A 24,525-nucleotide genomic window follows, 5' to 3' on the forward strand; every position below is an offset into this window, starting at 1 on the left:
TGTCGGTGCGCGGTGGCAGGCCACTCGAGCGACCACTTGGTCCTGCATCGGCGTATTCGGTAGCGCTGTGGCAGGGACATGCGGTATTTAGTGCCCTGGTGGCCCGACTACGGGGGTCCGCCGGCGCACCAAGGGCGCGCCTCAGCAGCATGAAAAGGACGAACTCAGTGGCATCTGGCGTTGTGAAGTGGTTCAACTCGGAGAAGGGCTTCGGCTTCATCGCACAGGACGGCGGGCCGGACGTGTTCGCCCATTACTCCAACATCCAGAGCACCGGATACCGCGAGCTCGTGGAGGGTGAGCGTGTCACGTTCGACGTGACGCAGGGGCAGAAGGGCCCGCAGGCGGAGAACATCGTCCGCGGCTGACCTTGGTGCTGCCGATGCAGCACGGACACGAAGCGGCCTCGCCCACGGTTTCCGGCCGTCGGCGAGGCCGCCTCGTGCGGGAGTCCCCCTACCGTCGGGGGGCTATCCGGAAGGAACGGATGACCGTCTGGTCGACTGCGTTGCCCGCCGCGTCCTTGGCGGTGAGGCGGATCGAGGCGTAACCGCCTGCCGAGGGCGTGGTCAGCTTCACGAAGCCGCGGTCGCCTGCGCGCCAGACCTTGAGGGCCTTCCAGCTTCTGCCGTCGTCGAAGGAGACCCGCAGGCCCAGCGAGGTGGTGACGGCCTTGCTGCCGCGCTCGGCGGCGACGGTGAAGAGGTACGTGCGGCCGCCCGTGACGGTTCCGGAGGCGTTCAGCGGGCCGCCCAGCCGGACGTTCATCAGCGGCAGCTCGGCCGGTCCCGGGCCGGTCGGGCGTCCGGAGGTGAAGGTCCAGGTGGCGGAGGCCTTGCTGCCCAGACTCGACCAGCCGACCTTGCGGGTGCCGGACGACGTCAGGGTGTAGGTCGCCTTCTCGTAGGGAACCGCCGCCTGCAGCCGGCCCAGGGAGTCCAGCGACGCGATCTTCTCGCCGTCGCGGTACAGGGTCGACGAGCCCGTGGTGTCCCGGGCCTCGCCCGAGTGCGTCGCGGTGTTCTCGGCGGCCGTGGAGAACAGGCCAGGGGTGAGGTACAGCCCGTCCTCGAGCCGCAGGGCGTCCACCGACCGGGCACGCAGCGGTCCCTGGTTCCACCCTCGGGTGTAGGCCTTGCCCGGGGTGAATCGTGTGGTGCCCGCGAACTGGATCTCGTCGTAGCCCGCCGTGCCCTGGGCGCGCATGCCGAGGGTGCGGTCCCAGACGATCGCGGAGTCGTCGGTGTAGTAGCGGGTCTGCCTGCCGGGGACCGGGATCTGGTTGCCGTCCACGAACGTGATGGCGCCGTAGGTCGGGACCGGGGTGTCGATCCGGACCCCGAGCGGCTTGCCGCCCTGGTCGGCGTAGGTCTCCTCGACCCGGGCGAGGGACCTGTCGTGGATCGGGCGGGTGAGGGTGGCCGGGACGCTGCCCTTGGTGTTGACGGCCAGGTTGTAGGCGTAGCTCCAGGCCGGCTTGGTGGCGGTCCTGGGGACGGTGCCGCTCCACCGCTGGGTGGCGAGGAACCAGAACGGGTGGCTGGTGACCTTCGTCGTGGTCGGGGTGGCGTAGACGCGGCTGCCCGGGAAGCCCAGCACGAACTTCTGGGTGCCGTAACGGCCGTCCGCGCTGATCGACGTCGTACTGGCGAAGATGCCGTCGTTCTGCGCCGTGCCCTTGTCGACGGTGAGGTTGACCGGCTTCGCGGTGCGGCCGTCGAGGACGAGCGTGGTGTCGACGGTGAGGTCCACGCCGGGCCGGGAGAAGAGGACCGAGGTCTGCGCGACGGGGTCGAACTTGCTCGCCGAGATGTCGTACTCGCTCTCGGGCAGCTGCATCGCGACCTTGCCGTCGGTGTCGGTGGAGGCGTTGTACTGCAGACCGGTCCGGCTGTCGAAGGCGGCGACGTTGATGTCCGGACCGACGGGCTTGCCGTCGAGGCCGAGGACGGTCAGCGACAGGGCGCGGGTGAGCGGCTCGGCGTAGACACCGAAGGCGTCGCGGACGGTGGTCGTGCCGTCGTCCGTGGTGGCGACGATCGAACCGCCGTAGGCACCCGCCATCGTGTCGTCGACGGAGGCGGTGAGGGTGGCGGAGGCGGTGCCGCCGGCCGGGACGGTCACCGTGTCGGCCGACAGTGCGAAGGCCCCCGCGGGAGCGGCTGTGCCTCTGGGCCCGTACGCGTCGACGGAGAGGTGGAGCGTGACGTCGGCTGCGCCGTCGTTGGTGTAGGTGACGGTGCCGGTCCGGGTGACGTCCTGGTGCGGGTAGTCGGCCTTGCCCAGGCTGATGCTGCCGGAGGTGGCGCGTACGTTCTGCGCGCTGGCCCGGGCGACGTCCAGCCGGCCGGTGCCCTGGTCGTACGCGGTCAGGCCGGGCAGGCCCTTGGCGGCACTGGTGAGGGCGGCCTTGAAGTCGGCGGCCTTCCAGGCCGGGTGCTGCTGGGCGAGCAGCGCCACCGCTCCCGTGACGTGCGGGGTCGCCATCGAGGTGCCGGACGCGGTGACGTAGGAGGAGCCGACCGGGTCGCCCATGGTGGTGCCCGTCGCGCGGGCCGCGGTGATGTCCTGGCCGGGCGCGACGATGTCCGGCTTGACGGCGAAGTCCTCGATCCGCGGGCCCCGGCTGGAGAAGGTGCTGAGCGTGTCCTGCTTGGTGGTGCTGCCCACGGTGAGCGCGGAGTCGGCGATGCCGGGGGAGCCCACGGTGCCGCCGAAGTAGTCGGCCGCGGGGGCGCCTTCGTTGCCGGCCGCGATCACGAACAGGGTGCCGTGCTCGGCGGTCAGCGTGTCGACCGCCTCGGTGAGCGGGTCGGTCTTCGCGTACGGGGCCTGCCCCAGGCTGAGGTTGACGGCTTTGGCGCCCGCCTCGGCCGCCCACGTCATGCCGTTGATGACGGCGTCGTCGGGGCAGAAGCCGTCGTCGGTGCAGACCTTGCCGATCAGCAGCTCGGCGTCGGGCGCGACGCCCTTGTACTTGCCGGCGGAGGCAGCGCCGGTGCCCGCGATGGTGGAAGCGGTGTGGGTGCCGTGCCCGTTGCCGTCCACCACCGAACCGGTGCCCGTGAAGTCCCTGGTCTCGCCGGTGGAGGCCGTGTCCGACAGGTCGGGGTGGGTGGGGTCGTAGCCGGTGTCGAGGTCGGCGACGGTGACGCCCTGCCCGGTGATGTGCGCGCCGGTGGAGTCGACGCTGTCCCAGACCTTCGGGGCGCCGATGATGGCGGTGCTCTCGGCGAGGGCGACGCGGCTGCGGCCGTTGAGCCACAGCTTGTCCAGCGGGCCGCGGAGGCCCTGCGTCCCGCTGACGAACGTCCAGAACGCGGTGGCGTCGCGCTTGGCCGGGGCGAGGCTGCCTCCGTGGAGGACGTCCAGGGTCCGGGTGATCCTGGCGCCGTGCCGCTGGATCGCTCCACGAGCGGCGGAGGAAGAGGCGCTGCGGCTGGAGTAGATGAGCCGCAGTGAGTCGCTCGAGGCGTCGTCGTAGCCGGCGTCGAGCTGCTCGGTGACGTCGAAGAGACGCGGGTCGAGCTTCCCGGCGGTCAACAGCGGCTGTGCGTCGGACGGGACCACGAGGATGTGGTGGTCCGTGCCCTTCCACTGGTGGGACATGTCGAAACCGATGCGGTCGCGGCCCGGGCCGCGTGTGACGCTGACCGCGGGGACGCCGCCGGCACCGCGGGTGACGGTGACCTTGTCACCGGTGATCAGAGTCAGGGTGCGGACCGCCTTGGCACTGGGCGAGGCGGAGCCCAGGACGGGTACGGGCGGTGCGGAGTTCGGGGATGCCTGCGCGGCGCCTGGTACGGCGCCGGCGACCAGCCCGGCCAACGCCAGGGCCCATCCGGCTCGTATACGCATGTATGAGTACCTTTTGGCCGCCCGGGGAGACCTGGGACGCGGGCGGCGGACAGAGAGGTGCCCGGCGGTCGCCGGCCACCCGGGAGACGGCCTGGGCAGGCCTGCGCCGGGGCGAGTTGCCCCTCAGGTCGAACGCCCGACCGAGTCCTTGGTCACGAGCGATGAGAAAACCACACTTGATCAAGGATGCATAGGGGTGAGCGTGTGTTACCGCTGGTCAGGGCGCAGGCCGGCCCGGAGGTGAGCGACGGATCCCGGAACGGGCCGCATGAACCCGAAGGAGGGGGAGGCCGCGGCCGTTGGAACGGGAGGGTCTGGCCCGGCAGCCTGGCGCCCAACGCGCGCAGGGCGAGCGGCCCTTCGGGTGGCTGCCTGCGGCGGTGGGTGGCCGGCAGTTGCAACCCACCGCTCACAGGGCCATGTGCATCGGTGGTCATCGCCACCGATGCGGCATTCCGAGTCAACCCGATCAGCAGGTGTGAAACCGGGCGGCGTGGCGGGGTGCTGGGTGGTTGTCACTCCAACGGCGGTGTGGCCGCCGGGGAGGCTCCGCACTGATGGCGAACGTGGCGCCGGCGAGCCACCCGTGGCGCGCCTACCGCGACGCGTCCGGGCAGTGCAAAGGGTGAGGTTCGCGGCCCTTCCGGCAGCGCGAACCCCACCCTGGCACGGGGGAGAGGCGTCAGGTCACCATCGGTACCAGCGGCGGCGCCCGCCGCCCTCGGCGGCCCGGAACACGAACCCGAGCAGCCACACCACCAGCACGATGATGGCGATCCACCACAGGGCCTTGAGGGCGAACCCGGCGCCGAACAGGATCAGGGCCAGCAGCAGGACGAGAAGCAAAGGAACCATGTCGTCAACCTCCTGACCCCGCGTCTGCCCCGACGCGCGATCGCCATGCGTGAACCACAGGGCACCGGATGGCGTGCGAACGGGCCCGCCGTTTTCGGCATGGAACCCCAAGGGCCGGAAAGGGGCAGGTCATGGCCGTCACCGGCCACGCACCGAGGAGGACTCATGGCCACGCCAGAACAAGACCGCCGGAAGAGCGCCAGGACCGACGACGTCACCCTGCGACCCCGTACGGAATCCCAGGACGAAGGACGCCGCGACTCCTCGCCCCGTGAGCAGGGCACCGTCGGGGACGCCCTCCGCAAGGCGATGGAGGAGGCGGCGGTCGACAGGGACGACTTCGCCTGAGCCCCGCGAAAACCGTTGGTCGACCTGGTGACCGAGGGCCGAGACTGAAGGGCTCATCACGCCGGACGGACAGAACGGGGCCGGAACTGACGTACAACCGGGACACCCTTCCCTTTCCCGAGAACCGCGTGCCTCCCGCCTCCCTCACGAGCATGCACGACTGGGCCGATCTCGACCCGGGTCGCCACCCCTTCGCCTGGGACGAGGAAGAGGAGGCCCGTCTCCGTGCGCTGGTCCGTGAATGGGTGCCACCCGTGCTCTCCGGTATGGCGGGCTGGTGGGAGGGCGAGCACTGGTGCGAACGCCAGGTGGACGCGATCATCCGGGAGCGGTACGGGACCTGGGCGCAGGGATGGAACTGGTGCTACCGGTACGGCGGGGTGATCGGCAGTTGGGTCACCGGAGCCGGCTCGGTGACGACCCCCGACGAGACCGCCGCCCGCGTCGTCGCCGCGCTGCTGGAGTGGCGGGAGTGGTTGGAGACGACGGCTCGGCGCTTCGTCGAGCTGGCACCGCCGCCGGATGCCTCCCCGGAGGATCTCAGCTGGCATCTTGAGCGGGCCTGCGTCCGGCTCGTGACGTACGCACTCGACTCCGGCGCGGAGGGCGGCTGGCACGGGCAGGCAGGTCTGCTCCTGCGCTGGTACCTGACCACCAACGGCATGAGCCAGGCCGACGCCGGACGGGCGGTCGAGGCCGCGATCGGCGGCCGGTTCCAGAGCTGGGTCGCCCCTGCGCGGACACTGGTCGAATCGGTCGGTGAGGACCTCGCCGTCGGCCTCACCGGCCACGCCCCCTACCAGGACCACCGTGAGCGAGCGGACCTGGAGGACCGCCATGACCGCTCCTGACAGCCTCGCGACCTGGCTGCGCGTACGCCGCGAGTCCGCCTGGCACCAGGCACCCGCCCTGCGACGGGTGCAGCCCGCGCGCGACGGGTTCCGCGCCTGGTGCGAAGGGCCGGTACGCCGGCACGACCCCGTCCGCGCGGAGCGCCTGCTCGCCGCCCACACCCTGGCCCGCGCCGACGCCGCCCGCCGGGCCCCGCTGGACTTCGCCCTGCTGGCCGGCTGGCAGCGCGAGGTCTTCGGCGGGGGACAGGCGCCGTTCCGCGAGACGGACGCACATGCGAAGGCCGGCCGCGAACGCTACGGCCTGACGTCGACGACCCAGGCCGACTTCGCCGCCTGCCTGCGCGAGGCGACCGACCCGCAGATCCCGCCGGCGGCACGCGCGGCCCGCGCGTACCTCGACGTGGCGTTCTTCCACCCCTTCACCGACGGCAATGCCCGTGCGGCCCTGCTGACCCTGGTCCACGTCCTGGCCCGGGAGGACATCGTCCTCCCGGAGGTCGGCCCGCTCCAGACGACCCGCTACGCGGACGACCCGGCGGGCGCCGCCGACCTGGCCACGCTCATCGGCGTGCTCAACCGGCGCTGGTAGCGCGAGGGCGGGATGGCGAGGTCGGCGCGCCGCCGGGACCTCGAAGGGCTCCAAGGGGTCGCCGTCGACGCGCCGACCGGTGCGAGCCTATGCCCCGGCTCGCCTCTCCAGCGTGCCCGAGAGCCGATGGCGCCGCATCCTGGACGTGCGGCCTCGCCACCTTCCGCCCTGGCCGGCGAGGCCGCTCATCGGTCAGGGCCGACGGCGAGCGCCGGGACGTCCGGACCGGTCAGGTGCCACGAGACCGTGACGGGCCCCGGCAGTGCTCCTCCCGCCGCGGGATCGCGCGGGTTGCCGCAGTTCGATGAGGTTGTCCTCGAGGTCCGCGAGGTAGGCGAAGCGGGTTCCGGGCCGCAGCGCCGGGGCCGGCGGGGTGACGGTGCGGCCGCCGTGGGCGGCCGCGGCGGCGAGGACGGCGCCGAGGTCGTCGACGGTCAGGGCCCAGTGGAAGTACCCCTGGGTGCCCGCGCCGTCGAGGGGGTCGCCGAACCGCTGGGGCGTGGACCCGGCGCGTTCGGTGAGTTCGAGCGCCGCGCCGCCCGGGCCGGTGAGGAAGGAGATCCGGACGCCCGCCTCGGGGATGACGGTGCGGTACTCCTCCTGGAAGCCGAACGCCTCGGTGTAGTAACGGCATTGCCGGTCGAGGTCCGCGACGGAGAGCCCGATGTGGTGGAAGGACGAGCGGATGGTCATGGCGGGTTGTCCTCCGTGCGGCTCAGCGGGCGGTGTATCCGCCGTCGACGGGCAGGGCGGCGCCGGTGACGAAGCTGGACCGCCGCGAGCACAGCCACATCACGGCGTCGGCCATCTCCTCGGGTTCGGCGATCCTGCCGAGGGGGTGGGCCGCCACCCGGGCCGCCATCACCTCCGGTGAACGTCCCTCGGCGATGAGCGGGGTGCTGACCAGTCCGGCGACGACGGCGTTGACGCGGATGCCGTCGGCCGCGTGGTCGAGGGCCGCGGTGCGGGTGAGCCCGATGACACCGTGTTTGGCGGCCGTGTACCCGGCGAAGCCCGCGACGCCGACGACACCGGCCCCGGAGGCGATGTTGACGACGGAGCCGAAGCCCTGGGCCCGCATCCGGCGCAGCTGGTACTTCATGGACAGGAACGTCCCGCGCAGGTCGGTGGCGATCATGCGGTCGAACGTGCCGGTGGGGTAGTCGGCGGTCGTGCGCAGGTCGTCGCCGCCGCTGATGCCGGCGCTGTTGACCCCGAAGTCGAGGCGTCCGGTCTCACCGACAGCGGTACGGACGGCGTGTGCCACGGAGTCCTCGTCGGTGACGTCGCACTCGACGGCGCGTGCGGTGCCGCCGGCCCGGTCGATGAGGTGCACGGTCTCTTCCAGGGTCGCCGGGGTGCGTCCGGCGACGGTGACGGTGCAGCCGGCCGCCGCCAGGGCGATGGCGCTCGCCCGGCCGATGCCGGTGCCGCCGCCGGTGACCAGGGCCGTGGTGCCGTTGAATTCGTCAGGCATCTCGTGGTGCCCTTCCCGGCGGGCCGCCCATTCCCGGGCGGGCCCGCCGCTCGTGCGGAGGTGGTGTCAGGCGCTGGTCACGGAGGACGCGATCATGTCGAGGGAGACCTGCCACAGCAGCGCCGCCCGGTCGGGGTCCACGGCGTGGGCGGCGACGCCGCGGCGTACCCCGGGGGTGTGCGGGGCGGCCTCGTTGCAGTCCTCGAAGTAGCGGCCGGAGACCCCTTCGACCAGCGGCGATGCGGCGAGCAGCACGGAGGTGGCGGCTCCCTGCTCGATGTCCTTCCAGGACACGTCGGTGCTGGTGGCATCGAAGGTGGTGGGGCTGTTGGAGATGTCACCGATGTGGCGGCCGAGGCGGGTGGTGGTGATCCGGCCGGGGTTGAGGGCGTTGACGGCGATCAGGTCCGCTGCCCACCGGCGGGCCGCCTCGACGGTGAACAGGACGTTGGCGGTCTTGGACTGGCTGTAGGCCGCCCAGGGGTCGTAGGGGTGGTGCTCGAAGTGGAAGTCGTCGAACAGCACATCGCCGTTGACGTGGCCGACCGAGCTGACGGCGACCACGCGTGCCCCGCGTGCCGCGGCGAGGGCGTCGTGCAGGCCGGTGGCGAGGGTGAAGTGGCCGAGGTGGTTGGTGGCGAACTGCAGCTCCCAGCCCTCCTTGGTCCGCTCCAGCGGCGAGGCCATCACCCCGGCGTTGATGACCAGGACGTGCAGCGGTCCCGTCCAGGAATCCACGAAGGCACGCACGGATCCCTGGTCGGCGAGGTCGAGCAGGGCGGCGCGCACGCTTCCCGGGCCGCTCGCCGGAGTGATCTCCCGGGCGACCCGGGTGCCCGCGGCCAGGTCGCGGACGCCGATGGTGACCTCGGCCCCGGCGGCGGCGAGGGTGCGCGCGGTCTCGCGGCCGATGCCGGAGGCCGCCCCGGTGACGATGGCACGCCGGCCCGCGAGGTCGACGCCGGCGAGCACGTCGGCGGCGGTGGTCTGCGCTCCGAAGGGCGTGGTGATGAGTTGGTCGGTCATGACGTTCTCCAGGAAGGCGGTGATGCGGGGCACGCGTGCGGCCGGTGGCGCACGGGCACGGTGCCGCCGTACTCTCGTATCCGGAACTGGTTCCGGTTCGCTTCAGGACTGTAAGCGGAACCGGTTCCGCTTGCAAGTGGCGGCGGGAAGGGAGACGGGATTGACCGGCGACGACGAGGCCCCGGCACGGCGCGGCAGACCCCTGCGCGCCGACGCGCAGCGCAACGAGGACCGGGTGCTGGAGGCGGCGGCCGCGGCTTTCGCGCAGGACGGCATCGGCGCCTCCGTCAAGGACATCGCCCGCGACGCCGGCGTCGGCGTCGGAACGCTCTACCGCCGCTTCCCCTCCAAGGAACTGCTGGTCGAGGCGACCTACCGGCACGAAGTGCAGCGCCTGTGCGAGGCGGCGCCCCACCTGGCGGCCACGCACCCACCGGAGGAGGCCCTGCGCACCTGGATGGAGTCCTTCATCGACTTCATGGCCGCCAAGCACGGCATGGCCGACGCGCTGCGCGTGGTGCTGACCGACGACAGCGAGAAGATGCACACCCGGGCCCTGCTCGCCGAGGCCATCACCCACCTGCTCGCCCCCAGGGGCGGGGGAGACGGGCCGATGGCCCGCCCGGACGTCGACCCGCAGGACGTCCTCATGGCCCTCGGCGGGATCAGCCTCATGGCCGCCAGCGAGGAACACCGCGACCTGGCCACCCGGCTCATCGACCTGCTGCTCCACGGCATCGTGCGCAGCTGATACGCCGCGGCCGGGCCCGGCGGTGCGGGTCGGGCCGGATGCCGTACGGCTGCGCGCTGCCGCGCGTCCCCGGAGCGGCGGACGGCTCGACCAGGCTCAGGCGGAGTGGTCGTCGTAGAGGGCCCGGTGCCGGAGGACGAAGCTCTCGACGTCCAGGGGGTCGTCGCCGCCGATCCGCTTCACCAGGTCGTTCATGCCGGAGAAGACGCCGTCGCGGTAGTCGAGGGCGACGGCGAGGAGATGCTGGATGAGGTGGGGGGAGGCGCCGCGCTTCTCCAGGATGGCGGCGAATTCGTCGAGGTCGATCGGCACGTAGCCGACGTGACGCCCCAGGTCGCGTGACATGGCCTCGGCGATCTCGTAGTGGTCGAGTTCGACGGCTCCGTAGAGCGGGTAGATCTTGCCGGCGTGCGGGGCGGGGTCCTCGAGGATGGCCGCGATCACCTTCGCCTGGTCTTCGGCGGCGATCGGGGCGTGCCGCCCGTCGGCGAAGGGGAAGCGCAGTTCACCGGTCCCGTTCCACATGTTGGTCAGCCATTCCGCGAAGAAGGTGGGACGCAGGTGGGTGACCGCGACAGGGGAGCGGTCCAACAGGCGTTCGGCGACCCAGTGCTGGCGCGCCGCGTTGCTGGCGGCCTCGCGGCGGGCGGAGATCTGCGACATGTTCACGATCGCTCCCACCTCGTTCTCCTCGGCCGCCTGGGCGAGGTTCGCTGTGGCGTCCATCAGGCCGGGGAAGATGGGGTACGCGAAGTAGGCGGCGTCGATGCCCTCGGTCGCGTGGGCCAGGGAGTCGAGGTCGTGGACGTCGCCGACCACGACCTCCGCGCCGAGCTCGGCGAGCGCCTCGGAACGTCCGTCGACGCGGCGGACCAGGGCGCGGACGCGGTGGCCGCGCTGCAGCAGCGATTCGGTGGTGTACCTGCCGGTCTGGCCGGTGGCTCCGATCACCAGAAGTGTGCGGTTCGTCATGGCATCTTCCTGTTCGTACAAGGTCATCGGGCGGTCGTGGGATGGCCGTCGGGCAGGGTGAACAGCTCGAAGAACAGCCGGGCGGTTCCGGGGTCGCCGTCCACCGCGAGGTCCGTGGACGCCATCGCGTCGCCGACGGACACCCGGCCCTTGGCCAGGGCGTAGAAGGTCTCCTTCTCGCAGGTCAGCCGCAGACCGGGCGTGACCGGTGCGGCCCCGATCTCCGCCCGCACCCGCTCACCGTCGCCCTGGAGCCAGAAGGTCTCCTCGCCCACGACCAGCTCCGTCAGCGTGGCGAATCCTGCCGCTTCGCCCGGCGCCGTCAGGCGCATGGCCACCACGCTCCAGGCGGCGCGGTCGGCGTATCCCGGCGGTGGATCTTCCAGCCCTCCGCCCCACTCGGCGAGGGAGCCCAGGAGGGGCATCAGGGCCGCACCTCGGGCCCCGAGCTCGTAGGCCGCAGCACGCCCCGGGCCGGGCAGCGTGGTCCGGCGTACGACGTCGTGATCCGCCAGGTGCTTCAGCCGTGCGGCGAGGAGGCTGGTGCCCATCCCCGGGAGGGCGTCGAGCAGATCGCTGTAGCGGCGGGGCCCCAAGGTGAGCTCTCGCACGATCAGCAGTGTCCATCGCTCCCCGAGGACGTCCAGTGCCCGGGCGATGTGGCAGATCTGTTCGTAAGAGCGGCTCATGTGGCCTCCTCCAGGAGCGCTGGCACTTCTACATCACGTAGTCAGAGCTACGTGTTTTAGAACTGAGCGGCAAGCCGAAGTCTTCCCGAACGCGGGCATCAATCCGCACCGTGTGCCGGTGGGCCGGAACACGGGGCGGGGGACCTGCGGGCCCTTCGCGAGTTGTTCACTCGTCAACGAATGCCCGGACCGGAGAACACCGCCGACGGCTCGACGCTGAACCAGGTCTTCGCGAGCAGCTGGGACGCCGTCGGCGCGCAGCGCTACCGCGACGCGCAGGTCAGCACCATCAACTCCGGTGCGGCGGGCTCCAACAGGCGGTCGGACGTGGCGATCGACGCGCGGGGAACGCCGCCGTCGTGTGGGAGGAGGACGCGGACGGCAACGGCGGGATCAACGTCGGCCTCGCCGAACTCACCCCGACCGGTACCTTCCGCCTCACCCGCCGGGTGGCCAACACCCTCACCGACGGCCGGCAGACCAGGCCCTCCGTGGCGATGACCGCGGACGGACGACTGGTCGCCGCGTGGACCGACGAGTACACCACCGGCACCGGCACGCTCGTCCGTCCTGAGCGGGTCCACCACCGGCTCTGGTCGGCCGCGGGCACGCCGTCGGCCGCCGAACAGCGGACCACGCCGGACGGCTCCGACAGCGGTCCGTACGTCGATGAACGTCGTGACCGGCGGCGGCCAGGGCGGCCCGGCGGTGACGGTCGCGCCCAGCGGCCGGCTCGCGCTGACGTACTCCGACGACTACGACCAGAACGGCCACAACGAGATGCGGCTGCGCGACGCCTTCCGCAACGCCTGACCCGCACCGGCCGGGCCCGTCCGGCTCATGTCAGGGCGTGGCCCTGAGCGCACAGGCGACGACCGCGGTCACGGTGTGAGGGCCCACTCCGGAGGGCACCGCGTTCACCGTCCACCCGGTGGAGGGGTTCGCGAAGGGGACGCTGGTCACGATCGTGGCCCTGGTGACCTGGAATCCGCCGCTGATGGCCAACTCGCCCGTGGGGCAGCACAACGTGTGGTCGGCGCCGTCCGCCGTGTACGTGAACATCAGGGTATGGGCACCGGAGAGCCCGCCGGGGGCGCCCGCGACACCGGGGTTGCCCTGAGGCCCGGCGGGCCCGGTCTGGCCGCTCTGGCCGGGGGGACCTGCGGGACCGGCCGGTCCCTGCGGTCCGGGAGGACCGGGGATGCCCGTCATGACGGGGGCAGCCGTAGGGCGAGGAGGGCGATGTCGTCAACGTTGCCGGGGGGCATGCGGCTCAGGAGCTGGTCGCAGAAGTCGTCCAGCGGCTCGTCGGCCAGTGCGAGGGCGTTGCGGCGGAGTCGGCTGAGGCCGGTGTCGAGGTCGGCGCCGGGGAGTTCGATGAGGCCGTCGGTGTAGAGCAGGAGCGTGGACCCCGGCGGCAGGGGTGTGGTGGCGTCGGGCCGGGGCTCGCGGACGCCGATGCGGGCGCCCAGCAGCGGACTTCGTGCGTCGTCGAGGTAGCGGCCTGGGCCGTCCGGGGTGAGCAGCAGTGGCGGGGGATGTCCGGCGTTGGTCCAGCGCAGGGTCCAGGGGCCGTTCTGGGGGCCTTCGACGCGGGCGAGGACGAGCGTGGCCATGGGAACGGTGGTGATCACGGGCATGGCGTCGTCGAGGCGGTCGACGACGGCGCCGGGGGGTTCGGTGCGATCCCACGCCAAGGACCGCAGTATGCCCCGGAGTTGAGCCATCCCGGCGGCGGCGGTCAGGTCGTGGCCGACGACGTCGCCGATGACCAACGCGGTCGCGCCGTCTTTGAGCTGGAACGCGTCGTACCAGTCGCCACCGACCTGGGACGCGGCAGGTGCGGGCTCGTAGCGCGCGGACATGAGCAGCCGTCCGGGCTGGGGCAGGGGTGTGAGCAGGTTGCGTTGCATGGCCTCGGCGACGTCTCGTTGACGGCCGAAACGGCGGGTGTTCTCCAGGACCTGGCCGACCCGGCGGCCGATGTCCACGACGACCTGCAGGTCGTCGTTGCCGAAGGGGTTGGCGGGGTCGGTGCGGACCAGGGTCAGGGCGCCGGTGGAATTCCTTCCCGAGCCGAGCGGCACGGTGAGTGCCGATGCCGCGCCCACCGCCTGGAGGAAGCCGTTGTACAGGGCGGCCAGTGGAGAGTCCGGCCGTGCGGCAGTGCCGGCTGGGTCCTGCAGGACGGGCACCGCCCCGCGCACCGCCTGGACCAGCGGGGAACGGGATTCGCCCGCGGAGGGAAGTTGGGCGCGCCAGCCTTCCTGCCCACGGTCCCTGCCCCCGGGTCCGGTGACCGCCACCCGGTGCGTCTCGCTGTCGTCGACGAGCAGGTCGACCGCCACCCAGTCGGCGAGGCCGGGGACCAGCAGGCGCCCGAGGCGGGCGAGTGCCTCGTCGGTCTCGAGCGTCTGGCCGAGCACCGCGGTGATCTGCGCGACCAGCGTCAGGCGGCCGGTCAGGTCCTCCAAGGCGTTCATCTGCTCGGCACGTTCACTGCCGTAGTTGGTGAGGCCGGCGAACAGCATCGCGGTGCCCTTGAACGAGGTGCCGTCCGTCACCGGCGCCGCGGACCAGGAGACCTCGACCAGCTTGCCGTCACCGCACAGGTACCTGTCGCCGTCCGCACGCCCCGCACCCTTGAGGGTCAGGGCTTCGAGCAGCCTGCATCGGGCCCCGGCGCGCTCACGATCCGTGTGCCGGTGCACGAGGTCGTGGAAGTCCTCGCCGACCATCGCGTCGGCGGCGCGGTCCAGCAGCCGTTCGGCGGCCGGGTTGACCGCGACGACGCGCCCGGCAGGGTCGATCACGACCAGGGACACGCCCAGATGCTCGACGACCTGCCGCCAGAAACCCGGCTGGGACGCCCACTGCCGACCCTCACCAGCACCGTCCGACACCGCGCCTCCCTGATCGCCCCTGCCGTTCGCCACACAGAGCGTCTGCCCGGATAGGGGACACCGCGCATGCCGACCGTCCTTCCATGGTCCCGCCTGTGGGAGCCCGACCGCGGCCGACACGACGGTGCGCCGGCGCGCACGCCTCCGGCCCTCGGCCGGTGCGCGACCCGGGGACGAACCCGTCGTGGCACGGCCTCAGTCGAGGCCGCACGCGCCTGCGCGGCCCACACGTGCCGCGGCTCCGGGGACGCGTCGCTTCACCCGATCGGGTGCCTACGAGGTGCGGCGGGCCCACCAGCACGCCCCGCCGGAGCGCGGGAAAGGGGGGACCTGCAGAAGGAGCTGACCGGCGGTGTCGCCACCGAGCCCGACGATCACCGCGCACCCGGCCGAGGCGGGTGCGCGCCGACAAGGCGTACGCCTCCCGCAAGAACCGCGCCTACCCGCCACGAGGCGTCCGTCCTCGTAGCGGCTGTCAACGAGTGGCTGTGACCAGCACATTCGAGACGCCCCTAGGGTCGCATTCCGAACAGGAAGCGGGTCACCCGCGTGCGGCGGACCAGCAGCTCGTACGCGGTGAGGGTGAGGATGAGGGCGATCACCACGAGCACGGCGTACTCAACCAGGATCGGCGCAGACCAGCCGATCACGAAGTACGCGACGGCGACCACGATCGGCTGGTGCAGGACGTACAGCGGCAGCACGGCTGCGGCGAGATAGCCATACAGGCGCAGACGCGTCGTTGGAGTCGGGTTTGGCGCCGCACGCGGTTGCTCTGGCCGCCGACGGTCGAGGAGGCCCGGGATGGCCACCACCAGGCACCATCCGGCCGCACCGAACAGCGCCCGTGAGGCGGTGGCCAGGGCGGTCATCTCCGTGAAGGGCTCGTCGGCCAGGGCAAAGCCGGGGCCGGCTGCCGCGAACAGCAGGGCGCCGAGCCAGGCTGTGGTCCCGGCGTCGCGCCGCATCACGGTGCGGAAGCGGTCGTCGGTGGCGAGCGCGAAGCCGGCGACGAAGAACAGCAGGTACGACCAGCGGTGCCAGCCCGCGTAGTCCTCCTCCAGCCGTGCGAAGGCACAGATCGCCGCGAAGGCGAGGGCCGGCAGGAACACGACGCCCCGCCGGTGCAGGGTCGCCTCCGCCACCCGGTCGCCGATGCGGCGGACGTGCTCGCGCGGCAACCACCGGTGGAACGGCACCAGCATGAGGGAGAACGTCAGGAGGAGCACGACGAACCAAAGATGGCCGGTCTCGAAGTGCTCGCCCTGGAGGAGGAAGGGGAACTCTTCGGGCTCCAGGTGCACGTCGTAGAAGCGGGGCAGGAAGCCGAGGTACGACTCGTGGTAGTCGGTGTCGGCCGAGCGCAGCCGCAGCCACTGCGGCAGCGGGTTCAGTGCGAGGGTCGCGAAGACCAGCGGAACGCCGAGCCGCAGCAGCCGCTCCCTGGCGAAACCGACCGCGCCGCGGCGCTGAAGCGAGTGCCAGGCACCGAGGCCGGAGATGAGGAACAGCAGCGGCATGGCCCAGACGACCCCGAACCCGGCGATGATCATGATGGCTTCGGTGGTCTCGGCGTTCTTGACGTAGAAATCGTCGTCGGCAGCGAATACGAGCGCCGAGTGGAAGAAGACCAGCCCGATCACGACCAGCATCCGGATCGCGTCCAGCTCCGGCCGCCGCTCCGGTAGCGGTGCCTGCGCCGGTTCTGTGCGCGTCGCCATGTCTGTGCCCCCCCGTCGCCTGTACGTCACCAGTGTTGGAAAGACGGCCGCCGGGCGCCACCCCCGCAACGGACTCCGCTCACCTCGAAGATCGACTTTCGATACACGCCCTGGTCCTACCTCTGTCGGCGCCATCCGCCGGACTTCAGTGCTCCGGACCCACGGGTCATCGAACGACGCCCCCCGGCACGGTTTCTCTTTCGCTGGCCCCGGGGCTCGTTCAACTCGACATGGCAGCAGCGCCGTTCACCGTCACCGAACAGAGGTGACGCAGGCGAACGGCCACAGACCGGCCGCTGACATGCACCAACAAACTCGGAAAGCGTGTGGGGTCCTGGCGGAGAGCGCCCGTACGCCCCGCGCACGGATGGCGGGACTAGGATCCCAGCCGGGCGAAGCCGTAGCGCAGAGGTAGTCGCGCGCGGTCTCCAAAATCGCGAGGACGCCGGTTCGAATCCGGTCGGCTTCGCCCGACCCAGCCGTGCGTCCGGGGCGGAGAGCGGCGGACGGCGCACATTCAGTTGCCCGCCGGGACCGAGCCAGGCGACCCGCAGCACACCGTCCGGCAGGACGGCCGCCACGTCGTCATCGCCTACGCCGACACGCGCTGGCCCTTCGACGTCGCCGAGTGGGCCGCACTGGAAGGCCATGCCAGCGACAAGTCGGCCGCCCGGGTCATGGCCGGACTGTGAACCGGCGCGATTGACACCTGGCCGCGTTCCCAGCGCTTTCAGTCGGCGACAGGTCGCGGCAACGGGCTGCTATGACGTCGGCCAACGTGGCTTTCTCCCCCGGGGCGTGTGGGCTTTCCCGTCCGTCACGCCCTCCTCGCCGATCGGGGCCCGAAGGGGCGGGGCGCCGCCCTCTGGGGAACGCGGTAGGGGCAGGAGGGCTGCGGCTCCTCGGGTCGCCTTACCTCCCGCGAATCGCCGAAAACCCCTGCGGACGCATCCGGTCGCGGTAGCGGACGTTTGTGGTGATGCTGTCAGAGACAGCGTGGCCGCTCTCGCACAAGCAGTGTGCGTCGGTGGCCGCGCCGTACAGGAAAGGCGGCGGTCATGACAGCGATGCCCACAGCACGGCAAGGAGACGGGGGCAAGGGCAGCGGCGAAACGCTCAGTGGCGCGTCCGTGGCCGCCGGGTCCCTGCTGATGCTCAGCGGGCCGCTCAGCATCCTCATGGGTGCAGCCGCCATTGCAAAGGACACGCTGTTCGTCACGTCGTCCCACTACGCCTACGAGTTCGACCTGACCGCCTGGGGAGTCATCCACCTTGTCATCGGAGTGGCGCTCGTCATCGCGGGGTTCGGTGTCCTGATGAACCAAAGCTGGGGTCGCGGCGCCGGCGCAGCTGTGGCAGGGATCAGTTTGATCACGCAGTTCATGTTCGTTCCGTATTACCCCGCATGGGCGATTCCTGTGATGGTTCTGGACCTCATCATCGTGTTCACGCTGACCAGGTTCCACGTAGGGTCCAGCGGCGGCCACTGAACGGGGCTCCGTATCCCGTTCGGTGAGTAACGGCAGCCAGGCCGAGTGCAGCGCTTCCTCGCCTGCTTCGGCCTCGCCGGCGTCCTGATCCGCTATCGCCGGAGTGCCGGCTGGGGCAGTGCCGCGAGCCACGTGGTCAGCAGGTGGTTGACCTCTTGGGGCCGTTCCTGCTGGAGCCAGTGGCCGCAGCCGTCCAGGAGGTGGGAGGAGATCAGGCCGGGCAAGGTGGTCGGGTAGGCGTCGATCGCGTCGGACATCCAGGTGGTGGAGGCGTCCAGGGTGCCTCCGATGAACAGGGACGGCTGGGTGAGGGGGGCGCCGTTGAACTGGGCGAGGTCCTCCCAGTCGCGGTCCATGTTCCGGTAGCGGTTGAGTGCTCCCGTGAGCCCGGTGCGCTCGAACTCCCCGGCGTAGTGGTCGAGGTCGGCCTCGGTGAGCCAGGAGGGGAGCCGGTCGGCGGGGAAGCGGTCGCGCAGGGTTCCGCCGTCGCTGACGAAGTGCGGGTCGGGCTGTCCCTGGGCCGGCATCGTGTCGGCGGACAGGGCGGCGTAGAAGCCCGCGAGCCAGCCCCGGACGTCGGGCTCGATCTCGGCCTCGGCCCGGCCCGGCTGCTGGAAGTAGGAGACGTAGAACTCCTGGTCTCCGCCCATCTGCGCGAAGACGTCGCTGGGGCGCGGTCCGCCGGGCGGGGCGTAGGGGACGCTGAGCAGGCCCACGGCGCGGAACACGCCGGGGTGCAGCAAGGCGGAAGCGGCGGCGATGTTCGAACCCCAGTCGTGCCCGATGGCCACCGCTGTCTCCTCGCCCAGCGCGTGCACCAGGGCGACGTTGTCCTCCACCAGGGCGCGCATGCGGTACTCGCTCGTCTCCGTCGGCTTGGAGGAGCGGCCGTAGCCGCGCACGTCCAGCGCCACCGCCCGGTATCCCGCCGCTGCCAGGGCCGGGAGCTGGTGGCGCCAGGAGTACCAGGACTCCGGGAAGCCGTGGACGAGCAGGACCAGCGGCCCCCTGCCTTGCTCGACCAGGTGCAGCCGTCCGGCAGGCGCGTCGACGGTGTGGTGGCGCAGGTCGCCGGACGGCGTGGGCTGGTGCATGGCTTCTCCTCGGGTTCCCCGGTGGCCGTGGTACCCGTCGATCATGCGTTGTCGACGGACGGGGATGCGAGCGGCGTTGACAAACTGGCAAAATGGCAGGTCAGGAGATACGCGAGGGAGGTGAAGTGGGATGGCGGACGACGTCGCCGCAGTCCTGGCCGCCATGGGGCCGCGCCTGCGGGCCGCGCGCGAGAAACGCGGAGACACGCTCTCTGAGGTCAGCCGGGCGACCGGGATCGCCTCCAGCACGCTCTCACGGGTCGAGAACGGCCTGCGCAAACCGAATCTGGAACTGCTGCTGCGCCTGGCGAAGGCGTATGGCGTCTCCCTGGACGCGCTGGCCGGCACCACCCCCGCAGCGACGCAGAAGCCGTCCAGCTCTGCGCGGCAGCGTGGCGTCGACGACAAGGCGGTACTGCCGCTGACCCGCTATGTCGGGGGGCTGCACGCGCACAAGCACGTCCTGCCGGCCACCGACGAACAGCCCCCACGGCCGCGCCAGTCGTCGCACGAAGGATACGAATGGCTCTGCGTGCTGTCGGGGCGGCTGTGGCTGGCACTCGGCGACCATGACCTCGTCCTGACCTCCGGCGAGGTCGCCGAGTTCGACACCCGCACCCCTCATGGATTCGCCAACGCCGGTCTCGGCGCACCAGTCGAATACCTGATCATGTACGGGCCTCAAGGCGAACGCCTACGTCCCCGCGTCCAGCCGACGGCCCCCTACGACCGCCTCTAAGGTGCTGGAATGACATCGACAGCACGGTGACGCTGATCGGTTCCACGGTGGCCGACAACACGGCCGGAACCGACGGCGGCGGCATCTACCACAAGGACGGCACGGTGACACTGACCGGCTCCACGGTGCGCAACAACCGCCCGAACAACTGCGGTGGGCCCGTTCCCGTCCCCGGCTGCACCGGCTGACCTCCCATATCCCGTGGGCCCGTCGGGCCGTGCTGCATGAGGACACCGGCGGGCCCGCGCGTGTGACACCCGGGTACGGGAGTCACCCGTCACGGACGGAGGCGGGGTGTGCCGTCCGGCTCGCCGTACGGCGCCGGGCCCGGGCGCCGGGCGGCTCCCAGGCTGCGGCGCGAACATGCCCGGCCGCCAGGGAAGACCCGTCCTGGTGCCGGCCTTACCAGGCACGACGGCCGCCCGGGCGGCAGGGCGGAACTACGCTCCGAGGGATGACCACGCGATCCCACGAGACGATCAGCCCCCAGCCGCTGCGCCTGGAGCGCGGCTCGGTCCACGACGAGGCGTGCCCGAGCTTCCAAGGTGCCGTCGAGCTCGTCGGACGCCGCTGGACGGGCGCGATCCTGGCCGCGGCGGCCCAGGGCGCGCGCCGGTTCGGCGAGTACCGCGCCGTCATCGCCGGCATCTCCGACCGGCTGCTCGCCCAGCGCCTGAAGGAACTCGAGGCCGAGGGCCTCATCGAGCGCTCCGTCATCCCGAGCACCCCCGTGCAGGTCCGCTACGCGCTCGCCCCCGACGGCCAGGCGCTCATCGCCGCCCTGCAGCCCCTCGCGCAGTGGAGCGCACGCCGGTTGCGCCGCGCCCGGTAGCAGGGGAGGACGGACCGCTGCCACAGAAATCACCCGAAATGGGTGTATGTCGTGGCGAGTGGGTAATAACCACGCAAAATCTCCGGAGGTAGTGCAGAGGGGTGTCTCATGATCCGAGGAGCAGAGGGGTTGCCGTACCCCACTCCCCGCGCGAACGTCGACCTGGCCCGCGAATGCGGAGCCTGCTTCGGCTGGGGAACCGTCATCACCGACCAAGGCCGACACGAACTCTGCGGGGACTGCCAGGACGACGGGCTCACCGAGCAGCAGCGCGTCAGGGCCGTACGCCTACGGCCGGGCTCCCGCTACAGCTCGCCCCGCTGACCCCGCGCCCGCCCGCCCTCACGGGTGCGCCGGGCGCCGTCACCACGCCTCCGGGCCGCCCCCATGCCACTCCACCTGACCCGGGTCGGCCAAGCTGACCGTCCCCGCGTCGTACCCGGCGAGCCACAGGTACCGCAACAGGTCCGCCAGGGAGTGCGCGGTGCCGAAGTACTCGCCCCGGATCACGACCCTTCGTCCGTCGACCGGCGGTTCCACGATCACCGGCGGTCCCTCGGTGCGCATAACCCCAGCCTGCAACAGCGACCGCGATGGGCGCACGGCGGCGCCCCCTCACCCGGGACGGCTCCCCTCCAGGACCGGGCGGGGGCTGCTCCCCTCCCGGCCGCGATGGTTGATCCTCCACACGAACACAGCCGCCCCCAGGGGCAGACCCACCACCGTACCCAGGGCGAATCCGAGGTCCTCGGCGCTGGGCGACATCCACGAGGCGATCGCACCGCCCGCCACCGGCAGTCCCACCACGGCGAAGAGCGTCATGGCAACCGCGGAACGCCGGCCCGCAGGCCGGGCCCGGTACAGGTCGGCGATGGGCCGGCTTCCACCAGCGATAGCGGCGGCGAAGACCGGTCCGGGACTGTCCGGCAGCCAGCCCAGAGGCCACGCGGCCAACGCCAGGAGCCCCAGGGGAACGAGGCAGAAGAGCATGTTCCGGAGTGTCTCGGCGGCCACAGCCCACGGCTGGTGCCTTACCGGGGCGGTCCCCTTCTCGCTGGTCATGGCGGGAGCGTAGCCGCAGCACGCATCCCATCAAGGGCCAGGGCCTTCCGGCCCGAGCGGGGGTCACCGCCGCACGGGTGGGCTCAGGCCATCAACGGGAGTCTGCCGACGATCTTGTTGACGCGGTTGCGCGGGCCGACGATGCTCACCGCGCAGTACTCCATCGCCTCGGCCGACGTCCTGCCCACGGCGTCCCGGTAGTCGGTGTAGACCAGCGTGCGCTGGGCGGCGGCCGGCATGTCGGCGACGAACACCTCGGGGGAGGCGCCGGCCTTGGCGCGGATCGCGCGCAGTGCGGCGGCGTCGGCGGTCAGGACGGTGCAGCCCACCCAGGGCAGGGCCGGATGGACGTTGCCCTCGGCGTCGGTGACGTCCACGCCGAGCAGCCCGGGAACCCGGGCCGCCGTCGGGGCCGCCACACAGACGGCGGCGTTCGACGCCCGGCCCGCCGGCAGCGCCTCGTCGACCACCACCACCCACTTCAGCCGGGCGTCGCGGGTCGACCGGTCCAGGTCCACCTCCTCCGGTGCGAAGCCGACCGCCGGGCCGGGCATGTCCTGGCGGGCCTCGTGCAGCTCACCCATCTGCGATCTCCTCGGGGTATCAAATACGGGTGGATTGCTGAAATGCTAGGCACTCATACGAAGCAGATGCAAAGCATCCGTATATGTATCGGAGAAGGGTCGATTTCGGTGGCACTGGACGAGATTGATACGGCGATCCTGCGGGAACTGCAGTCGGATGCACGGAAGACCAACAGGGAGGTGGCCGCGGCGGTCGGGGTCTCTCCCACCACCGCCCTCGACCGCACCCGGGCCCTGCGCCGCCGCGGCATCATCCGCGGCGCGATCCTCGACGTCGACCTCGCGGCGATCGGCCGCCCGGTCCAGGCCCTCATCGCGGTGCGGGTCCGGCCTCCGTCCCGCACGGTCATCGAGAGCTTCCGCACCTGGGTCAGCGCGCTGCCCGACACGCTCGGCGTCTACGTGACCTCAGGCACGGAGGACTTCCTCATCCATGTCGCGGTCCCCGACAACAACGCGCTCTACGCGTTCGTCATCGACCAGCTCACCCAGCGCCCCGAGATCGCGGACGTGCGCTCCTCGATCGTCTACGAGCACATCACCAACACCCGGATCACGCCGGGCCCCGGCCCCGCCGGGTGATCACCGCGACGCCCCGAGGGTGGAGACGTCGATGACGAAGCGGTAGCGCACGTCGCCGCGGTCCAGCCGCTCCAGAGCGGTGTTGACCCGGTCCGCGGGCACGGTCTCGATGTCCGCGGCGATGCCGTGGCTCGCGCAGAAGTCGAGCATCTCCTGGTTCTCGCGGATGCTGCCGTTCTTCGTCGAGGTGATGATCCGGCGCGGGCTGCCGAGCAGCATGCCCTGGAAGGTGGCGGCCTCGGCGGTGACACCCGCGTTGACCAGCACGCCGTCCAGGCGCAGCAGTCCGAGGTAGGCGTTGGTGTCGATGGCGCCCGACACCGTGTTGACGATCAGGTCGAAGCTCTGCCCGTGATCCCGGACGTAGGAACCGTCCTCGGTGGACACGTAGCCGTCCGCTCCGAACCGCAGACCGTCCTCGCGCTTGGACAGGCTCCGGCTGAGCACGGTGACCTCCGCGCCCATCGCGTGTGCCATCTTCACCCCGATGTGGCCGAGGCCGCCCATGCCGACGACGGCGACCTTCCTGCCCGCCGCCGCGCCCCAGCGGCGCAGCGGCGCGTACATCGTGACCCCCGCGCAGAGCAGCGGGGCGGCGACGTCCAGGGCGAGCCCGTCGGGGATGCGGAGGACGTAGTTCTCGTCCACGACGATCCTCCGGCTGTAACCACCGAAGGTGGGCTGCTTGTCGTAGTCGAGCGCGCCGTAGGTGATGACCTCGCCCTTGAGGCAGTGCTGCTCCTCGCCCTTGAGGCAGTTCACGCACGTGCGGCAGGAGTCGACGTAGCAGCCGACGCCCACCCGGTCCCCGACGGTGTACCGGGTGACGTCCGGGCCGGTCGCGACGACGGTCCCGGTGATCTCGTGGCCCGGGACCATGGGGAAGAGGCCTTCCATCCAGTGGTTGCGCAGAAGGGCGATGTCGGTGTGGCAGATGCCGGTGTACGCGATGTCGATGACGACGTCGTGAGGGCCCGGGTCACGGCGCTCGATGGTCGTGAGCTCGACCGGCGCGTCGGGGCCGGCTGCGGCGAGGGCGGGAACGACGAAAGGCATGCCTGTCTCCTGGTGGGGCGACGTCGGACGGGGAGAACTTCCGTCTTCGACTCCACCAGGTGCGGGGCCCCCGGCGAAGAGGGAGCGTGACCGTGCTGAGGGTGCTACTCGCAGAGCCACCTTCGGGGCCCCGCGGCGGCGGGGCTCGGCTATACCTGGGGGTATGGACGCTGAGAGGGCCTTGCGGGACTTCCTCGTCTCCCGGCGGGCGGCGATCGACCCCGGGCAGACGGGACTGCCGGTCGGCTACGGCAGCCGACGGGTCCCGGGACTACGGCGCGAGGAGGTCGCGGCCCTCGCCGGCGTGAGCGTGGCCTACTACACGAAGCTGGAACAGGGGCGGATCGGCCGCATCTCCGAGGAGGTCCTCGGAGCGGTGGAGAAGGCACTCCACCTCGACCAGCTGGAGTGCGCGCACTTCCGCACGCTGGTACGGAACGCGGGAAGCCGGCCCACCCCCTCGGCGCCGCCCCCGGTGAAGGCCAGGCCGGGCGTCGTCGCCATGGTGCACGCCCTCGACCTGCCCGCCATGGTGCACGGGCCGCGACTGGAGGTGCTGGCGGTCAACCACACCGCGGGGCTCCTCATCGACGACTTCGACGCCATGCCCGTCAAGGAACGCAACCTCGCCCGCTGGACGTTCCTCAACCCCCGGGCCAGGACCGTCTACCCCGAGTGGAACAAGATCGCGCCCCAGGTCGCGGCGGCACTGCGCCAGGTCGCCGCGGACCGGGCGGCGGACCCCGTGCTGGAGCAGCTCGTGGGGGAGATCGCGGTGGCCTCGCCGGACTTCGCGCGGTACTGGGCGGAGTACCGGCTGTACGAGCACTCGTACGGCGTGAAGCGGTTCTTCAACGAGACCGTCGGCGAGATGAGCCTGCACTACGAGACGATGGCCCTGCCCGGCGGCAGGGGCCAGAGCGTCATCGTCTTCAGGGCCGACCGGGGCTCGCCGTCGGAGGAGAAGCTGCGCATCCTGGCCAGCTGGAACGTGCCCGCGGCCGAGGACGCCGACCGGCACGTCCGGCCGTAGGGCCTGCCCG

At 71.5% G+C, this 24,525-nt stretch carries 29 protein-coding genes and 1 tRNA gene; 15 read left to right on the forward strand and 15 right to left on the reverse strand.

Going from position 1 to position 24,525, the window contains the following annotated elements; all coding sequences use genetic code 11:
- Positions 1 to 167 precede the first annotated feature (167 nt).
- A complete protein-coding gene (locus OG937_40050) occupies positions 168 to 368 on the forward strand; it encodes a cold-shock protein (protein WUD77468.1) in 201 nt (66 codons plus the stop codon).
- Between the two features lie 88 nt (positions 369 to 456).
- On the opposite strand, the gene OG937_40055 is transcribed toward OG937_40050, so the two are convergent.
- Positions 457 to 3,858, reverse strand: coding sequence for a S8 family serine peptidase (locus OG937_40055; GenBank protein WUD77469.1), 3,402 nt, complete (start codon positions 3,856 to 3,858; stop codon positions 457 to 459).
- Positions 3,859 to 4,545: 687 nt separating this feature from the next.
- Positions 4,546 to 4,713, reverse strand: a complete 168-nt coding sequence (locus OG937_40060) for a hydrophobic protein (GenBank protein ID WUD77470.1) — start codon at positions 4,711 to 4,713, stop codon at positions 4,546 to 4,548.
- Between the two features lie 165 nt (positions 4,714 to 4,878).
- Here OG937_40060 and OG937_40065 point away from each other — a divergent pair, with 165 nt between their 5' ends.
- The 3 genes from OG937_40065 (at position 4,879) to OG937_40075 (ending at position 6,504) form a co-directional block, all read left to right on the forward strand.
- Entirely contained in the window at positions 4,879 to 5,061 is a 183-nt protein-coding gene (locus OG937_40065) for a hypothetical protein (protein ID WUD77471.1), read from the forward strand.
- Positions 5,062 to 5,213: 152 nt separating this feature from the next.
- Positions 5,214 to 5,912 carry a hypothetical protein gene (locus OG937_40070; GenBank protein WUD77472.1) on the forward strand — a complete coding sequence of 233 codons (699 nt, stop codon included), beginning with the start codon at positions 5,214 to 5,216 and terminating at the stop codon, positions 5,910 to 5,912.
- Positions 5,899 to 6,504, forward strand: coding sequence for a Fic family protein (locus tag OG937_40075; GenBank protein ID WUD77473.1), 606 nt, complete (start codon positions 5,899 to 5,901; stop codon positions 6,502 to 6,504). The genes OG937_40070 and OG937_40075 overlap by 14 nt, the downstream gene beginning before the upstream one ends.
- Before the next feature lie 192 nt (positions 6,505 to 6,696).
- Here the strand turns inward: OG937_40075 and OG937_40080 are convergent, their stop codons facing one another.
- The 3 genes from OG937_40080 to OG937_40090 all read right to left on the reverse strand — a co-directional run bounded on the left by OG937_40080 (position 6,697) and on the right by OG937_40090 (position 9,007).
- Positions 6,697 to 7,197 carry a VOC family protein gene (locus OG937_40080; protein ID WUD77474.1) on the reverse strand — a complete coding sequence of 167 codons (501 nt, stop codon included), beginning with the start codon at positions 7,195 to 7,197 and terminating at the stop codon, positions 6,697 to 6,699.
- A 22-nt stretch (positions 7,198 to 7,219) separates the two neighbouring features.
- On the reverse strand, positions 7,220 to 7,981 hold the full coding sequence (locus tag OG937_40085; protein ID WUD77475.1) for an SDR family oxidoreductase: 762 nt from the start codon (positions 7,979 to 7,981) through the stop codon (positions 7,220 to 7,222).
- Between the two features lie 66 nt (positions 7,982 to 8,047).
- On the reverse strand, positions 8,048 to 9,007 hold the full coding sequence (locus OG937_40090; protein WUD77476.1) for an SDR family NAD(P)-dependent oxidoreductase: 960 nt from the start codon (positions 9,005 to 9,007) through the stop codon (positions 8,048 to 8,050).
- Between the two features lie 160 nt (positions 9,008 to 9,167).
- On the opposite strand from OG937_40090, the gene OG937_40095 reads away from it, so the two are divergent.
- Positions 9,168 to 9,758, forward strand: coding sequence for a TetR/AcrR family transcriptional regulator (locus OG937_40095; protein WUD77477.1), 591 nt, complete (start codon positions 9,168 to 9,170; stop codon positions 9,756 to 9,758).
- 96 nt (positions 9,759 to 9,854) lie between these two features.
- Here OG937_40095 and OG937_40100 read toward each other — a convergent pair whose 3' ends face one another.
- Complete coding sequence (locus OG937_40100) at positions 9,855 to 10,730, reverse strand: NAD(P)H-binding protein (GenBank protein ID WUD77478.1); 876 nt, start codon at positions 10,728 to 10,730, stop codon at positions 9,855 to 9,857.
- A 23-nt stretch (positions 10,731 to 10,753) separates the two neighbouring features.
- Positions 10,754 to 11,419, reverse strand: coding sequence for a helix-turn-helix transcriptional regulator (locus OG937_40105; GenBank protein ID WUD77479.1), 666 nt, complete (start codon positions 11,417 to 11,419; stop codon positions 10,754 to 10,756).
- Positions 11,420 to 12,088: 669 nt separating this feature from the next.
- On the opposite strand from OG937_40105, the gene OG937_40110 reads away from it, so the two are divergent.
- Positions 12,089 to 12,232, forward strand: a complete 144-nt coding sequence (locus OG937_40110; protein ID WUD77480.1) for a hypothetical protein — start codon at positions 12,089 to 12,091, stop codon at positions 12,230 to 12,232.
- A 30-nt stretch (positions 12,233 to 12,262) separates the two neighbouring features.
- On the opposite strand, the gene OG937_40115 is transcribed toward OG937_40110, so the two are convergent.
- The 3 genes from OG937_40115 to OG937_40125 all read right to left on the reverse strand — a co-directional run bounded on the left by OG937_40115 (position 12,263) and on the right by OG937_40125 (position 16,043).
- Positions 12,263 to 12,481 (reverse strand): hypothetical protein, encoded by a 219-nt coding sequence (locus OG937_40115; GenBank protein WUD77481.1) that lies wholly within the window; start codon positions 12,479 to 12,481, stop codon positions 12,263 to 12,265.
- Between the two features lie 146 nt (positions 12,482 to 12,627).
- The gene (locus OG937_40120) at positions 12,628 to 14,322 is read right to left on the reverse strand and encodes a SpoIIE family protein phosphatase (GenBank protein ID WUD77482.1); all 1,695 of its coding nucleotides are present in this window, start codon (positions 14,320 to 14,322) and stop codon (positions 12,628 to 12,630) included.
- Between the two features lie 512 nt (positions 14,323 to 14,834).
- Complete coding sequence (locus OG937_40125) at positions 14,835 to 16,043, reverse strand: acyltransferase (protein WUD77483.1); 1,209 nt, start codon at positions 16,041 to 16,043, stop codon at positions 14,835 to 14,837.
- 394 nt (positions 16,044 to 16,437) lie between these two features.
- Here OG937_40125 and OG937_40130 point away from each other — a divergent pair.
- The 3 genes from OG937_40130 to OG937_40140 all read left to right on the forward strand — a co-directional run bounded on the left by OG937_40130 (position 16,438) and on the right by OG937_40140 (position 17,533).
- A tRNA-Trp gene (locus tag OG937_40130) sits at positions 16,438 to 16,512 on the forward strand.
- A 52-nt stretch (positions 16,513 to 16,564) separates the two neighbouring features.
- Positions 16,565 to 16,735 (forward strand): hypothetical protein, encoded by a 171-nt coding sequence (locus OG937_40135; protein ID WUD77484.1) that lies wholly within the window; start codon positions 16,565 to 16,567, stop codon positions 16,733 to 16,735.
- A gap of 366 nt (positions 16,736 to 17,101) precedes the next feature.
- A complete protein-coding gene (locus OG937_40140; GenBank protein WUD77485.1) occupies positions 17,102 to 17,533 on the forward strand; it encodes a hypothetical protein in 432 nt (143 codons plus the stop codon).
- A gap of 92 nt (positions 17,534 to 17,625) precedes the next feature.
- On the opposite strand, the gene OG937_40145 is transcribed toward OG937_40140, so the two are convergent.
- Positions 17,626 to 18,627: an alpha/beta hydrolase gene (locus OG937_40145; protein ID WUD77486.1), complete on the reverse strand. Its 1,002-nt coding sequence runs from the start codon at positions 18,625 to 18,627 to the stop codon at positions 17,626 to 17,628.
- A 130-nt stretch (positions 18,628 to 18,757) separates the two neighbouring features.
- On the opposite strand from OG937_40145, the gene OG937_40150 reads away from it, so the two are divergent.
- The 4 genes from OG937_40150 to OG937_40165 all read left to right on the forward strand — a co-directional run bounded on the left by OG937_40150 (position 18,758) and on the right by OG937_40165 (position 20,522).
- Positions 18,758 to 19,366, forward strand: a complete 609-nt coding sequence (locus tag OG937_40150) for a helix-turn-helix domain-containing protein (protein ID WUD77487.1) — start codon at positions 18,758 to 18,760, stop codon at positions 19,364 to 19,366.
- Positions 19,367 to 19,392: 26 nt separating this feature from the next.
- Positions 19,393 to 19,554, forward strand: a complete 162-nt coding sequence (locus OG937_40155) for a hypothetical protein (GenBank protein ID WUD77488.1) — start codon at positions 19,393 to 19,395, stop codon at positions 19,552 to 19,554.
- A gap of 266 nt (positions 19,555 to 19,820) precedes the next feature.
- On the forward strand, positions 19,821 to 20,198 hold the full coding sequence (locus tag OG937_40160; protein ID WUD77489.1) for a helix-turn-helix transcriptional regulator: 378 nt from the start codon (positions 19,821 to 19,823) through the stop codon (positions 20,196 to 20,198).
- 108 nt (positions 20,199 to 20,306) lie between these two features.
- Positions 20,307 to 20,522, forward strand: coding sequence for a hypothetical protein (locus OG937_40165; protein WUD77490.1), 216 nt, complete (start codon positions 20,307 to 20,309; stop codon positions 20,520 to 20,522).
- 39 nt (positions 20,523 to 20,561) lie between these two features.
- Here OG937_40165 and OG937_40170 read toward each other — a convergent pair whose 3' ends face one another.
- From OG937_40170 to OG937_40180, 3 genes are all read right to left on the reverse strand, one after another.
- Positions 20,562 to 20,765 (reverse strand): hypothetical protein, encoded by a 204-nt coding sequence (locus OG937_40170; protein WUD77491.1) that lies wholly within the window; start codon positions 20,763 to 20,765, stop codon positions 20,562 to 20,564.
- 48 nt (positions 20,766 to 20,813) lie between these two features.
- Positions 20,814 to 21,260: a hypothetical protein gene (locus OG937_40175; GenBank protein ID WUD77492.1), complete on the reverse strand. Its 447-nt coding sequence runs from the start codon at positions 21,258 to 21,260 to the stop codon at positions 20,814 to 20,816.
- A gap of 83 nt (positions 21,261 to 21,343) precedes the next feature.
- A complete protein-coding gene (locus OG937_40180) occupies positions 21,344 to 21,844 on the reverse strand; it encodes a DUF2000 domain-containing protein (protein WUD77493.1) in 501 nt (166 codons plus the stop codon).
- Positions 21,845 to 21,958: 114 nt separating this feature from the next.
- Here OG937_40180 and OG937_40185 point away from each other — a divergent pair, with 114 nt between their 5' ends.
- Complete coding sequence (locus OG937_40185) at positions 21,959 to 22,426, forward strand: Lrp/AsnC family transcriptional regulator (protein ID WUD79025.1); 468 nt, start codon at positions 21,959 to 21,961, stop codon at positions 22,424 to 22,426.
- On the opposite strand, the gene OG937_40190 is transcribed toward OG937_40185, so the two are convergent.
- Positions 22,427 to 23,482: an NAD(P)-dependent alcohol dehydrogenase gene (locus tag OG937_40190; protein WUD77494.1), complete on the reverse strand. Its 1,056-nt coding sequence runs from the start codon at positions 23,480 to 23,482 to the stop codon at positions 22,427 to 22,429.
- 163 nt (positions 23,483 to 23,645) lie between these two features.
- Between OG937_40190 and OG937_40195 the strand changes: the two genes are divergently transcribed.
- Positions 23,646 to 24,515 carry a helix-turn-helix transcriptional regulator gene (locus tag OG937_40195; GenBank protein WUD77495.1) on the forward strand — a complete coding sequence of 290 codons (870 nt, stop codon included), beginning with the start codon at positions 23,646 to 23,648 and terminating at the stop codon, positions 24,513 to 24,515.
- Positions 24,516 to 24,525 lie beyond the last annotated feature (10 nt).

The sequence above is a fragment of the Streptomyces sp. NBC_00510 genome, from assembly GCA_036013505.1.
Lineage (GTDB): Bacteria > Actinomycetota > Actinomycetes > Streptomycetales > Streptomycetaceae > Actinacidiphila.

Excerpts from the sequence above, each read along its gene's own strand:
- OG937_40140 (WUD77485.1), top strand. The coding sequence starts at position 17,102 with ATGACAGCGATGCCCACAGCACGGCAAGGAGACGGGGGCAAGGGCAGC.
- OG937_40055 (WUD77469.1), bottom strand. The coding sequence starts at position 3,858 with ATGCGTATACGAGCCGGATGGGCCCTGGCGTTGGCCGGGCTGGTCGCC.
- OG937_40075 (WUD77473.1), top strand. The coding sequence starts at position 5,899 with ATGACCGCTCCTGACAGCCTCGCGACCTGGCTGCGCGTACGCCGCGAG.
- OG937_40170 (WUD77491.1), bottom strand. The coding sequence starts at position 20,765 with ATGCGCACCGAGGGACCGCCGGTGATCGTGGAACCGCCGGTCGACGGA.
- OG937_40145 (WUD77486.1), bottom strand. The coding sequence starts at position 18,627 with ATGCACCAGCCCACGCCGTCCGGCGACCTGCGCCACCACACCGTCGAC.
- OG937_40065 (WUD77471.1), top strand. The coding sequence starts at position 4,879 with ATGGCCACGCCAGAACAAGACCGCCGGAAGAGCGCCAGGACCGACGAC.
- OG937_40180 (WUD77493.1), bottom strand. The coding sequence starts at position 21,844 with ATGGGTGAGCTGCACGAGGCCCGCCAGGACATGCCCGGCCCGGCGGTC.
- OG937_40150 (WUD77487.1), top strand. The coding sequence starts at position 18,758 with ATGGCGGACGACGTCGCCGCAGTCCTGGCCGCCATGGGGCCGCGCCTG.
- OG937_40160 (WUD77489.1), top strand. The coding sequence starts at position 19,821 with ATGACCACGCGATCCCACGAGACGATCAGCCCCCAGCCGCTGCGCCTG.
- OG937_40100 (WUD77478.1), bottom strand. The coding sequence starts at position 10,730 with ATGACGAACCGCACACTTCTGGTGATCGGAGCCACCGGCCAGACCGGC.
- OG937_40165 (WUD77490.1), top strand. The coding sequence starts at position 20,307 with ATGATCCGAGGAGCAGAGGGGTTGCCGTACCCCACTCCCCGCGCGAAC.
- OG937_40110 (WUD77480.1), top strand. The coding sequence starts at position 12,089 with ATGAACGTCGTGACCGGCGGCGGCCAGGGCGGCCCGGCGGTGACGGTC.
- OG937_40175 (WUD77492.1), bottom strand. The coding sequence starts at position 21,260 with ATGACCAGCGAGAAGGGGACCGCCCCGGTAAGGCACCAGCCGTGGGCT.
- OG937_40125 (WUD77483.1), bottom strand. The coding sequence starts at position 16,043 with ATGGCGACGCGCACAGAACCGGCGCAGGCACCGCTACCGGAGCGGCGG.
- OG937_40195 (WUD77495.1), top strand. The coding sequence starts at position 23,646 with ATGGACGCTGAGAGGGCCTTGCGGGACTTCCTCGTCTCCCGGCGGGCG.
- OG937_40115 (WUD77481.1), bottom strand. The coding sequence starts at position 12,481 with ATGTTCACGTACACGGCGGACGGCGCCGACCACACGTTGTGCTGCCCC.
- OG937_40080 (WUD77474.1), bottom strand. The coding sequence starts at position 7,197 with ATGACCATCCGCTCGTCCTTCCACCACATCGGGCTCTCCGTCGCGGAC.
- OG937_40070 (WUD77472.1), top strand. The coding sequence starts at position 5,214 with ATGCACGACTGGGCCGATCTCGACCCGGGTCGCCACCCCTTCGCCTGG.
- OG937_40060 (WUD77470.1), bottom strand. The coding sequence starts at position 4,713 with ATGGTTCCTTTGCTTCTCGTCCTGCTGCTGGCCCTGATCCTGTTCGGC.
- OG937_40105 (WUD77479.1), bottom strand. The coding sequence starts at position 11,419 with ATGAGCCGCTCTTACGAACAGATCTGCCACATCGCCCGGGCACTGGAC.
- OG937_40090 (WUD77476.1), bottom strand. The coding sequence starts at position 9,007 with ATGACCGACCAACTCATCACCACGCCCTTCGGAGCGCAGACCACCGCC.
- OG937_40085 (WUD77475.1), bottom strand. The coding sequence starts at position 7,981 with ATGCCTGACGAATTCAACGGCACCACGGCCCTGGTCACCGGCGGCGGC.
- OG937_40190 (WUD77494.1), bottom strand. The coding sequence starts at position 23,482 with ATGCCTTTCGTCGTTCCCGCCCTCGCCGCAGCCGGCCCCGACGCGCCG.